The following is a 10945-nucleotide window of genomic DNA, read 5'->3' on the forward strand; positions in this document are numbered from 1 at the left end:
TCTGTCGGCTTTCGGCACGAAGACCCGCCGCGCCGCAGCGCCGCGTCCCTCAGTGACCCGGCTTATAGGTCCACCAACACTCAACTGTCAAGCTTCTCAAATCATAAATCTTCAACTTTCCGATAAGTGATTGATTTCAAAACGTCATTTATCCGTCATGAAAGACTGAAGCAACGCGCCGCACCCCTTCCTCCGGCGCGAAAATCATCCAGTTGATCAAATGGCCCGCCGGAGGTCTCGACGGACAGCGCCTCTGGGCTTATTGGTATGACAATTCGGAGGATCCCATGACAGACAAAGCCAACAAGCCGCTCAAGTACCGTTCGCAGAACTGGTTCGACAATCCGGCCAATGCCGACATGACGGCGCTCTATCTTGAGCGCTACCTCAACTATGGCTTCACCCGCTCGGAGCTGCAGGGTGGCAAGCCGATCATCGGCATCGCCCAGACCGGTTCCGACCTTGCCCCCTGCAACCGCGCCCATGTGGATCTCGTCAAGCGCGTGCGGGACGGCATCTATGAGGCAGGCGGCATTCCGCTCGAATTCCCCATCCACCCCATCCAGGAAACCGGCAAGCGCCCCACCGCCTCGCTGGACCGGAACCTCTCCTACCTCTCCCTCGTCGAAGTGCTCTACGGCTATCCGCTCGATGGCGTCGTTCTCACCATCGGCTGCGACAAGACCACGCCCGCCTGCCTGATGGCCGCGGCCACCGTCGACATTCCGGCGATCGCGCTCTCCTCCGGCCCCATGCTGAACGGCTGGTACAAGGGCCAGCGCACAGGTTCGGGCACCATCGTCTGGATGGCGCGCGAGAAGCTGGCGACGGGCGAGCTCGACTATGAAGGCTTCATCGAACTTGTCGCCACCTCGGCGCCCTCGACTGGCTTCTGCAACACCATGGGCACGGCGACGACCATGAACTCGCTCACCGAGGCGCTCGGCATGTGCCTTCCCGGCAATGGCGTGATCCCCGCCCCCTACCGCGAGCGCGGGCAGATGGCCTATGCCACCGGCCGCCGCATCGTCGACATGGTGAAGGAAGACCTGACGCCCTCGAAGATCATGACGCGCCAGGCCTTCGAGAATGCCATTGCGGTCAACACCGCCATCGGCGGCTCCACCAATGCGCCCAATCACTTGAACGCCATCGCCGCCCATCTCGGCATCGAGCTCACCATGGCGGACTGGGAGAAGCACGGCTACAACCTGCCGCTCCTCGTCAACCTGCAGCCTGCCGGTGAATATCTGGGCGAGGACTATCACCGCGCCGGCGGTGTGCCCGCCGTCGTGGCGGAGCTCATCGAGGCCGGCAAGATCCATGAGGATTGCATCACGGCCAATGGCAAGACCATCGCCGAGAACTGCAAGGGCAAGTTCTCCTGGGACCGTTCGGTCATCCGCGCCTTCAAGGAGCCGATGAAGGAGCATGCGGGCTTCAAGCGCCTCTCGGGCAATCTTTTCGACAACGCCATCATGAAGACATCCGTGATCTCGGATGAATTCCGCCAGCGTTACCTGTCGAACCCGAAGGACCCCAACGCCTTCGTCGCCAAGGCCATCGTTTTCGACGGACCGGAGGACTATCACGCCCACATCGACGACCCGAAGATGGGGATCGACGAGAACACCATTCTCTTCATCCGCGGCGTCGGCCCGCTGGGCTATCCGGGTGCGGCGGAGGTCGTCAACATGCGCGCTCCCAACTACCTGCTCGAGAAGGGCATCCGCTCGCTCCCCTGCGTGGGCGACGGCCGCCAGTCCGGCACGTCGGGCTCGCCCTCTATCCTCAATGCCTCGCCCGAAGCAGCGGCGGGCGGCGGGCTCGCCATCCTCAAGAACGGTGACCAGGTGCGGATCGACCTCAACACGGGCAGCTGCGACATGCTGGTGGCCGAGGACGAGTTGCAGCGCCGCCGCGAGGAGCTTGAGAAGAACGGCGGCTACCAGGTGCCCCCGAGCCAGACACCCTGGCAGGAAATCTTCCGCAAGGAAGTGGGCCAGCTGGCCGAAGGCATGGTGCTGAAGGGCGCCACCAAGTTCCAGCGCGTCGCCAAGACCATGGGCCTGCCGCGCGACAATCACTGACACCTCCCATTCCTCTCCCCCGCCGGGGGAGAGGAATGGCACATCATCAGAGGAGCGCCTCCCATGCTCGAACTGAAAACCGATCAGATCCGCGCCAGCTTCACCACGCTGGGCGCCCGCCTCGTGTCGCTCGATTTCGCCGGCGCTGACGTGGTCATGGGCGGCGGCACGGATGCGGACATTCTCGCGGGCGACTGGACCACGGGCGCTGTCGCAGGCCGCATCGCGGGCCGCATCACCAACTCCCGCATCAACATCGACGGCATGGAATATCCGCTGGCGAAGAATTCCGGCGATCACCAGTTGCATGGCGGGCCAGATAACTTCTCGGTGCGGCACTGGAACGTTCAGCATGCGGACAATTCCCTCACCTTCAGCATCCATTCCCCCGATGGTGACCAGGGCTATCCCGGCGCCCTCGACGTCACTGCCACCTATGCGGTGAACGGCAACACCCTCTCGCTCGCATTCGAGGCGCGCACCACGAAGCCCACCGTCATCAACCTCACCAACCACGCCTATTGGAACATGTCCGGCGGAGAGCGGAACGCCTTCGACCACGAGATGCAGATCATGGGCTCGCGCTACCTGCCCCTCAACGAGCTCCTGCTGCCGTCAGGCGCGTTGCGTGACGTGACCGGCACCCGCTGGGATTTCCGCCAGCTCCGCCAGGTGGGCGGCGTCTATGACAATTGCTGGGTGCTCGACGGCGCACGCGGCAGCCTCAAGCACGGCCTCACGCTGAAGGACCCCGTCTCCGGCCGCACCATGGAGGTGTGGACCACCGAGGCCGGCATGCAGATGTACACCGCCGAACACTGGAACCCCGGCTTCCCCGGCAAGACCGGCCCCTTGCAGCAATACGCCGCCATCGCCATCGAACCCCAAAACTTCCCCGATGCGCCCACGCACCCGAATTTCCCGAGTGCGATGCTGCGGCCAGGCGAGGTATACCGGCAGCGCATGGAGTGGCGGTTCACGACGTAGCGCTGTTATCCCCTCTCTCCGTCATCCCCCATTCTCTTTCCGTCATCCCGGCGAAGGCCGGGATCCAGCTTCTTCTTTCCCCGTGCGCTGACGCAAAGCTGGATCCCGGCCTTCGCCGGGATGACGTCCGTTTGGGGAACTGAGCGCGCATGTCTGGAGACTACCCCTTCCTACCCCACCGACCGCGCGCTGTCAAGGATTATATTCCGCATACCTCCCCCTCGCCCCCGCAGGGGGAGAGGGCCGGGGTGAGGGGGTGCGTCCGCGAGTCCGCTACCCCTCACCCCGCCCTCGCCCCCGCATGCGTGGGGGGAGAGGGGGACGGCGGGTTCACAAAAAATTATACGGATCCACATCCACCTGCAGCGCCAGCGAGCCTTTCGGTTTCACGTCCTTCAGCCACAGCCGCAGGAAGGCCTGCACATTCACCTCGCGGTTGGCTTTCACCAGAAACCGCCAGCGGTGCCGGCCGCGCACCATGGCAATCGGTGCCTGGGCCGGGCCCAGCACCGTGATGCCGTCAGCCAGCGGCGCAATCAGCCCCAGGTTCCGCGCAAAGCGCTCCACCTCGGAGGCCTCCGTCCCCGAGATCACCAGCGCCGCCAGCCGGCCGTAAGGCGGCAGCCCCGCATTTTCGCGAATGGCCTTTTCCTGGTTCAGGTAGGAATCACGGTCGCCCTTCTTCAGCGCCTGCATCAGCGGGTGCTCGGGCAGATAAGTTTGTACCAAAGCGCGCCCGGGCTTCGCGCCCCGCCCCGCACGGCCCGCAACTTGCGCCATCAGCGCCCAGGTGCGCTCGCCGCCGCGCGGGTCGGAGGACTCCAGTGCGAGGTCTGCATCCACCACGCCCACCAGCGTCAGATGCGGAAAGTGATGCCCCTTGGCCACCAGCTGCGTGCCGATGACGAGATTATACTGCCCCTCCGCCACATCGCGGATCGCATCGCGCAGCAGCGTGCCGCGCGAGAGGTCGCTGGACAGGATGGCGATCCGCGCATCGGGAAAGCGCGCCGCCGCCTCTTCCGCCAGCCGCTCCACACCCGGCCCCACCGGCACCATCTTGCCTGGCACTTGGCAGTGCGGGCATTCCTGCGGCAGGGGCTCGAGGTGGCCGCAGTGATGGCACATCAGCTGCCGCCGGAAGCGGTGCTCCACGAGGGAGGCTGCGCAATTCGGGCATTCCAGCCGGTGCCCGCAGGCGCGGCACAGGGTCAGGGGCGCATAGCCCCGGCGGTTGAGGAACAGCAGCGCCTGGTCGCCCTCGGCCAGCGTCTTCTGCACCTCCTCGAACAGCGGCGTCGACAGCCACGTGCCCGGCTCCAGCGCCACACGCTTCATGTCGATGAGGCCGATCTCGGGAAGCTCTGGCCGCCCATGCCGGTCCATCAGCCGCACCACGCCGTAGCGCCCGCGGTCGACATTCACCAAAGTCTCGAGAGACGGTGTCGCCGAGGAGAGCACCACCGGAAATTTCCCGATCGACCCATAGAGCACGGCCATGTCGCGCGCATGATAGGGCACGCCATCATCCTGCTTATAGGCGCTCTCATGCTCCTCATCGACGACGATGAGCGCGAGCTTCTTCCACGGCAGGAACAGTGCCGAGCGCGCCCCCACCACGATCTTTGCCGAGCCATCGGCCACGCCGCGCCACACGCGTTCCCGTTCCCGGGGGCGCACGTCGGAGTGCCATTGCGCCGGTTCGCAGCCAAACCGCTTTTCCACGCGCTCGAGGAAGGGCTGCGTCAGCGCAATCTCAGGAAGCAGCAGCAGCACCTGCCCCCCCGAAGCAAGTGCTGCCGCCATCGCCTCGAAATAGACCTCCGTCTTGCCGGAGCCGGTCACACCGTCGAGCAGCATCACCTTGTGCTGGCGCTGCGCCACCACGGCGCGCAGCGCCTGTGCCGCCGCCTGTTGATCCTTCGACAAGGTGAAGCCCCCGGCATTGAGGTCCGGCTCCGGAAAGCGCCTCAGCGCCGGCAGCGCCACCGTTTCGAGTGCGCCATCCTTGGCTAAGGCCTTCACCACGGAGGTGCCCACGCCCGCCGCCTCCGCCAGTTCTGAAGCCCGCATGGCGAAACCCTCGCGCGCGATCTCCAGCACGCGGGCCCGCTGCGGGGTCATCCGCTTCGGCACGGATTCGGAGGCGCGATAGGCGATCTGCTCGCGCGGTCCCTCGAAGGCGCCCGGTGCCCGCAGCACCATGCGCAGCACATTGCCCATGGGTTCGAGGTAATAGGCCGACAGCCATTCGATGAATTTCCGGTGGGTCTCGGGAAGCACGGCCAAGTCGAACACGCCTGCCACATCGCGCAGCTTCTTCTCCGTCCCGGCCTTGTCCTTCAGCGCCCAGACGACGCCGATCATCTGCCGCGGGCCCAGCGGCACCACCACATAGCTTCCCAGCTCCAGCGCCATGCCAGACGGCACCCGGTAGGAATAAGGCCCCTCGAGCGCCAGCGGCAGGAGGACCTCGGCTATGGCGGAATCGCTGGTCATAGGGTCTGAAATAGACTTGGGGGAAGGCTCCTTCCAGCCCTATATGGCTTTCCCATGCGGGAGCCTCACATCAGAGAGATCGTCTGCCTTGAGCCTTCGGCCCTTGCCCTCAGGCTCAAGGGCCAGCGCCACCTGACGCTGCTCGAAAGCGTGATGCGCTCGGAGCATCTGGGGCGCTACTCCTTCCTTGCCTGCAATCCGGCATCCTCCCTTGAGGTGACGGCCGAGGGCACCTTCCTCGACGGCACGCGCCAGGACACGGACGCGCTCACCCTGGTGAGCCGCATCCTGGCCGCCAACCGCCAGCGCCATGTGCCCGGCCTGCCGCCCTTCCAGGGCGGGCTTGCCGGCTACATCTCCTATGATTTCGGCCGCCAGCTGGAGCCCGATGCGCGGATTCCCGGCTTTGCCGCCCTCTGCCCGGACCTCGTGCTCCACCACTTCGACTGCGTCGCCGCCTTCGATCACATGCAGGAACGTGCATGGATTATCGCGGAGTCGGCAGCGCGTGCCGATCAATTCGAAGCCCTGCTCAACGGCAGGCCCCGGCCGCTCGGCAGCCACGCCATCACCGGCTGGCAGTCGAACTTCACGCGTGAAGACTATGAGACGGCCATCGCCCGCACCGTGGAGTTCATCCTCGCGGGCGATATCTTCCAGGCCAACATCACGCAGATGTTTGAAGCCGCGATCCCGGAGGGCTTCGATCCCCTCGCCTTCTACCGCGTGCTGCGGCTCAAGAACCCCGCCACCTTCGCCGCCTTCATGGACTACGGCACGGTCCAGATCGCGTCCTCCAGTCCCGAGCGCCTGCTGCGCCATGATGGCGCCGCGGTCGAGGCCCGCCCCATCAAGGGCACGAGGCGGCGTGACAGCGACCCCTCGCGCGACGCGAACCTCATCGCCGACTTGACGTCCAGCCGCAAGGACCGGGCGGAAAACGTCATGATCGTCGACCTGCTGCGCAACGATCTCTCGCGCGTCTCGAAGCCCGGAAGCGTGAAAGTGCCGGTGCTCTGCGGGCTCGAGACCTATGCCAATGTCCACCACCTCGTCTCCGTCATCACCTCAGAGCTCAAGGACGGCCTGGGCCTTGGCGAGCTGATCGGCGCCACCTTCCCCGGGGGCTCCATCACGGGTGCGCCGAAAATCCGCGCCATGGAGATCATCGCGGAGATCGAGCAGGCCCCGCGCGGCGTCTATTGCGGCGCCATCGGATATCTGGGCTTCAACGGCAAGGCGGATCTCAACATCGCCATCCGCACCGCGCAGTTCGCAGACGGCGTTGCGCGCGTGCAGGGTGGCGGCGGCATCACCGCGCGCTCGAACCCGGCAGCGGAGTATGAGGAGAGCCTCACCAAGATCAAACGCATCATGGAGGCCTTCGCCCCATGATCCTCATCGTCGACAATTACGACAGCTTCGTCCACAACGTGGCCCGCTATTTCGAGGAGCTGGGTGCCGCAACCCGCGTGGTCCGTAACGATCATGTAAGTAAGCAAGATCTCAGTGCGGCCAGCGCCATCGTCATCTCGCCCGGCCCCTGCACCCCGCATGAGGCGGGCCAGTCGATGGAGATCATGCGGGAGTACTCAGGCCGCCTCCCCATCCTGGGCATCTGCCTCGGCCACCAGGTGATGGGCGAGGTCTTCGGCGGCACCGTCAAGCGCGCCCGCCGCCCCATGCATGGTGACAGTTCCGAGATCAATCATGACGGCTCGGGGCTGTTCGAGGGCCTGCCCCAGCGCTTCAGCGCCGGGCGCTATCATTCGCTGATCGTGGAGCTCGAGGCCCAGGACACGCCGCTCGAGGTGAGCGCGCGCAGCGACGAGGGCGAGATCATGGGGCTCCGTCACAACCGTCACCCAACCTTCGGCGTCCAGTTTCACCCCGAATCGATTCTGACGGAGGGGGGCTATGACATGCTGCGCAATTTCCTGAAGGTGGTGGCATGAGCCGCACCTGGTTCAACGGATCGCTCGTCGAGGGTCCACTCGCCGTGGACCGCGGCGAGCGCGGGCTGCTGCTGGGCGACGGGCTGTTCGAAACGATCCTCGTCCTCAACCGCACGCCGCTGTGGGGCAACATGCATTTCCTGAGGCTCGAGGCTGCGGCGCAGGAGCTGGGCCTCGCCTTCGACCGTGACGCGCTGGATGATGCCGTGGGCGCCATCCTCGCCGATGCCCCGCGCGGCCACCAGGTGCTGCGCGTCACCCTCACCCGCGGCAGCGGGCTGCGCGGGCTCGCCGCCGATGGCGCCAATCCCAGCCTGCTCTTGACACTCGATCCCTTCGACCCCGCGCTGATGTTCACGCCGGTAACGCTCGCCTCCACTGCCATCCGCCGCAACCCGGCCAGTGTCGCCTCGCGCCACAAGACGCTCTCCTATGCCGACAACATCGCCGCCGCCCGCGAGGCCGCAGCCAAGGGTGCGGATGATGCGCTGATGCGCAACATCAAGGGCAAGGTGGCCTGCTCCACCATCGCCAATGTCTTTCTGCTGGCCGGAGGCACTTTGGTCACCCCGGCGCGGGGCGAGGGCATCCTCACCGGCATCATGCGCCAGGCCTTGCTCCATTCCGCCGCCCGCGCGGGCTTTGGCACGCAGGAGCGCGCCGTGACGCCCGCGGAGCTCCGCAAGGCCGACGCCGTAATCCTGACCAACAGCCTGCGCTTCATCCGCCCCGTGGCGTCGCTCGATGGCAAGCAGCTCAAGCAGGGCGACCTGTCGCCGCTGGTCGCCATCCTGTGCGAGGCCGCGCGCCTTCAGTGCGGGCAAGACCCGCGCATGGTTGATTTGGCCCCTTCCGGGCGGTAAGGCTCGCGCCCAGAGAAAAGGACACCCCCATGAAATTCTTTGCCGATACCGCCGAAGTGAAGGACATCAAGGAACTGGCCGACCTGGGCCTGCTGGATGGCGTCACCACCAACCCCTCGCTCATCGCCAAGTCGGGCCGGCAGTTCAAGGACGTGATCGCGGAGATCTGCGGCCTCGTCGAGGGCCCCGTCTCGGCGGAAGTCGTCTCCCTCGACTATGACGGCATGATGCGCGAGGCGGCCGACCTCCGGAAGATCGCCAAGAACGTCACCATCAAGGTGCCGCTCACCCTCGACGGCCTCAAGGCCTGCAAGGCCCTCTCGTCTGATGGCTGCATGGTCAACGTCACGCTGTGCTTCTCCGCCAACCAGGCACTGCTTGCCGCAAAGGCCGGGGCCACCTTCATCTCGCCCTTCGTCGGGCGGCTTGACGACATCCACCTCGACGGCACGGAGCTCATCGCCGAGATCCGCCAGATCTATGATAACTACGCCTTCGACACCGAGATCCTCGCAGCCTCCGTGCGCACCGCGCTTCATGTGAAGCAGGTGGCGCTGATCGGTGCGGATGTGGCGACCTGCCCGCCCTCCGTCATCAAGTCACTGGTCAAGCACCCGCTCACCGACAAGGGCATCGAGCAGTTCATGGCCGACTGGAAGAAGACCGGGCAGACGCTCTGACACACTTCCCTTCTCCCGTTGCGCAGCAATGGGAGAAGGTGCCCGAAGGGCGGATGAGGGCCTCTGTCAGCAAGCCCTGCCGCTGGAAAGAGCCCTCAACCGGCCTGTCGGCCACCTTCTCCCATCCTTCGGACGGGAGAAGGGACTCGAACGGTAAGCATCACGAAAATGCCCGCATTGCACTCCCTTTCCGTCATCAAGTCGCTGGTCAAGCACCCGCTCACCGACAAGGGCATCGAGCAGTTCATGGCCGACTGGAAGAAGACCGGGCAGACGCTCTGACACTCTTCCCTTCTCCCGTTGCGCAGCTATGGGAGAAGGTGCCCGAAGGGCGGATGAGGGCCTCTGTCAGCAAGCCCTGCCGCCGGAAAGAGCCCTCATCCGGCCTGTCGGCCACCTTCTCCCATCCTTCGGACGGGAGAAGGGAATCAAACAGGAAGCATCAACGAGAATGCCCGCATTGCACTCCCCTCTTTCCGTCATCCCGGCGAAGGCCGGGATCCAGCTTTGGGTCAGCACGCGCGGTGAAGGAAGCTGGATCCCGGCCTTCGCCGGGATGACGGATGAGTTGGGGTGTGATGTCCACCGTCCTCGCTGAATACGAGCGCCTTCGCGACTCAGGCGCGATCAAGCCTGATGCGGCGCAGCTGCCCGTCGTCGCGAAGCTCGACACCCTTGCCGATTCACTGAAGCAAACCGCCCCCTCTGGCCTCTTCGCCAAGTTCAGGAAACCCCCGCCGCCTCCGCGCGGCCTCTACATCCACGGCGAGGTCGGCCGCGGCAAGACCATGCTGATGGACCTGTTCCATTCCGTGGCGGACGCCACGCCAAGGCGCCGCGTCCATTTCCACGCCTTCATGCAGGAGGTGCACAAGCGCCTGCACGCCGCGCGCCAGTCGGACCGCCAAGATGCGATCGCCCCCGTCGCCAAGGCCATCGCAAAGGAAGCCCGCCTGCTCTGCCTCGACGAAATGCAGATCACCGACATTGCAGATGCCATGATCGTCGGCCGCCTGTTCGAGGGCCTTCTCGCCCACGGCACCGTCATCGTCACCACCTCGAACCTGAAGCCGGACGATCTCTACCGCAACGGTCTCAACCGCCAACTCTTCCTCCCCTTCATCGAGCTGATCAAAGGCAGGCTGGACGTCGTCTCCCTCGACAGCCTCACGGATTACCGCCTCGGCCGCGTCAAGGCGCATGAGACCTTTCTCATCCCCCTCTCGCCCGAAACCGATGCCCGCCTGCAGGACCTCTGGCAGCGCCTCACCGACACCGAGCGCGGCTTGGGCCTGGACATCGACCTCCTCGGCCGCAAACTGCATGTCCCGCAGGCAGCAGCCGGCTGCGCCCGCTTCAGCTTCGCGGAACTCTGCGAGCAGCCGCTGGGCCCGCCGGATTATCTGGCGCTGGCCCAGACTTTCCAGGTCCTGTTCCTCGAACACATCCCGGCCCTGAACCCCGACCGCCGCAACGAGGCCCGCCGCTTCGTGCTCCTCATCGACACGCTCTATGACGGCAAGGTCAGGCTGGTCGCCACCTCCGCGCAAGCCCCGGAGCATATCTACCCGGAGGGAGACCACGCCTTCGAATTCGGCAGGACCGTCTCCCGCCTGAAGGAGATGCAGTCGGCCTCCTGGTGGGGCAAAAAAATCGTCGAAACTTGACGTTTTGGTCAAGTTTCTCGTCCGAAAGGACTAGGCGGGCGTCTTGAAGGTGATAGATATCGGGTCTACACAAACGTCGCTTTTGCACTGCAAAACGACCTGACGGCTCGCGCTCCAAGAAGGACAATCAGACATGGCTCGGAAGAAAATCGCATTGATCGGCGGCGGCATGATCGGCGGCACGCTCGCGCATCTCGCTGCCCT

General features: G+C 65.1%; 8 protein-coding genes and 1 pseudogene. 8 read left to right on the top strand and 1 reads right to left on the bottom strand.

Going from position 1 to position 10945, the window contains the following annotated elements:
- Window positions 1-287: 287 nt before the first annotated feature.
- Window positions 288-2090 carry an IlvD/Edd family dehydratase gene (locus tag ACILRA_RS12915; RefSeq protein ID WP_395662506.1) on the top strand — a complete coding sequence of 601 codons (1803 nt, stop codon included), beginning with the start codon at window positions 288-290 and terminating at the stop codon, window positions 2088-2090.
- Window positions 2091-2153: 63 nt separating this feature from the next.
- Window positions 2154-3077: an aldose epimerase family protein gene (locus tag ACILRA_RS12920; protein WP_395662507.1), complete on the top strand. Its 924-nt coding sequence runs from the start codon at window positions 2154-2156 to the stop codon at window positions 3075-3077.
- Between the two features lie 330 nt (window positions 3078-3407).
- Here ACILRA_RS12920 and ACILRA_RS12925 read toward each other — a convergent pair whose 3' ends face one another.
- A complete protein-coding gene (locus ACILRA_RS12925; RefSeq protein WP_395662508.1) occupies window positions 3408-5576 on the bottom strand; it encodes a primosomal protein N' in 2169 nt (722 codons plus the stop codon).
- A 54-nt stretch (window positions 5577-5630) separates the two neighbouring features.
- Here ACILRA_RS12925 and pabB point away from each other — a divergent pair, with 54 nt between their 5' ends.
- The 6 genes and pseudogenes from pabB to zapE all read left to right on the top strand — a co-directional run bounded on the left by pabB (window position 5631) and on the right by zapE (window position 10741).
- Complete coding sequence (gene pabB / locus ACILRA_RS12930) at window positions 5631-6971, top strand: aminodeoxychorismate synthase component I (RefSeq protein ID WP_395662509.1); 1341 nt, start codon at window positions 5631-5633, stop codon at window positions 6969-6971.
- Window positions 6968-7531 (top strand): anthranilate synthase component II, encoded by a 564-nt coding sequence (locus tag ACILRA_RS12935; RefSeq protein WP_395662510.1) that lies wholly within the window; start codon window positions 6968-6970, stop codon window positions 7529-7531. Before pabB ends, ACILRA_RS12935 begins: the two co-directional genes overlap by 4 nt.
- The gene (locus ACILRA_RS12940; protein ID WP_395662511.1) at window positions 7528-8394 is read left to right on the top strand and encodes an aminotransferase class IV; all 867 of its coding nucleotides are present in this window, start codon (window positions 7528-7530) and stop codon (window positions 8392-8394) included. Before ACILRA_RS12935 ends, ACILRA_RS12940 begins: the two co-directional genes overlap by 4 nt.
- Window positions 8395-8423: 29 nt before the next feature.
- Window positions 8424-9074, top strand: a complete 651-nt coding sequence (gene fsa, locus ACILRA_RS12945) for a fructose-6-phosphate aldolase (RefSeq protein ID WP_395662512.1) — start codon at window positions 8424-8426, stop codon at window positions 9072-9074.
- A gap of 189 nt (window positions 9075-9263) precedes the next feature.
- Window positions 9264-9356, top strand: a pseudogene (locus tag ACILRA_RS12950) (fructose-6-phosphate aldolase); the annotation flags it as partial.
- 296 nt (window positions 9357-9652) lie between these two features.
- Window positions 9653-10741, top strand: a complete 1089-nt coding sequence (gene zapE, locus ACILRA_RS12955) for a cell division protein ZapE (RefSeq protein WP_395662513.1) — start codon at window positions 9653-9655, stop codon at window positions 10739-10741.
- Window positions 10742-10945 lie beyond the last annotated feature (204 nt).

Origin of the sequence: Aestuariivirga sp., from assembly GCF_044239095.1 — a bacterium.
Classification (GTDB): domain Bacteria; phylum Pseudomonadota; class Alphaproteobacteria; order Rhizobiales; family Aestuariivirgaceae; genus Aestuariivirga.

Excerpts from the sequence above, each read along its gene's own strand:
- ACILRA_RS12915 (WP_395662506.1), top strand. The coding sequence starts at position 288 with ATGACAGACAAAGCCAACAAGCCGCTCAAGTACCGTTCGCAGAACTGG.
- ACILRA_RS12920 (WP_395662507.1), top strand. The coding sequence starts at position 2,154 with ATGCTCGAACTGAAAACCGATCAGATCCGCGCCAGCTTCACCACGCTG.
- ACILRA_RS12925 (WP_395662508.1), bottom strand. The coding sequence starts at position 5,576 with ATGACCAGCGATTCCGCCATAGCCGAGGTCCTCCTGCCGCTGGCGCTC.
- pabB (WP_395662509.1), top strand. The coding sequence starts at position 5,631 with ATGCGGGAGCCTCACATCAGAGAGATCGTCTGCCTTGAGCCTTCGGCC.
- ACILRA_RS12935 (WP_395662510.1), top strand. The coding sequence starts at position 6,968 with ATGATCCTCATCGTCGACAATTACGACAGCTTCGTCCACAACGTGGCC.
- ACILRA_RS12940 (WP_395662511.1), top strand. The coding sequence starts at position 7,528 with ATGAGCCGCACCTGGTTCAACGGATCGCTCGTCGAGGGTCCACTCGCC.
- fsa (WP_395662512.1), top strand. The coding sequence starts at position 8,424 with ATGAAATTCTTTGCCGATACCGCCGAAGTGAAGGACATCAAGGAACTG.
- zapE (WP_395662513.1), top strand. The coding sequence starts at position 9,653 with ATGTCCACCGTCCTCGCTGAATACGAGCGCCTTCGCGACTCAGGCGCG.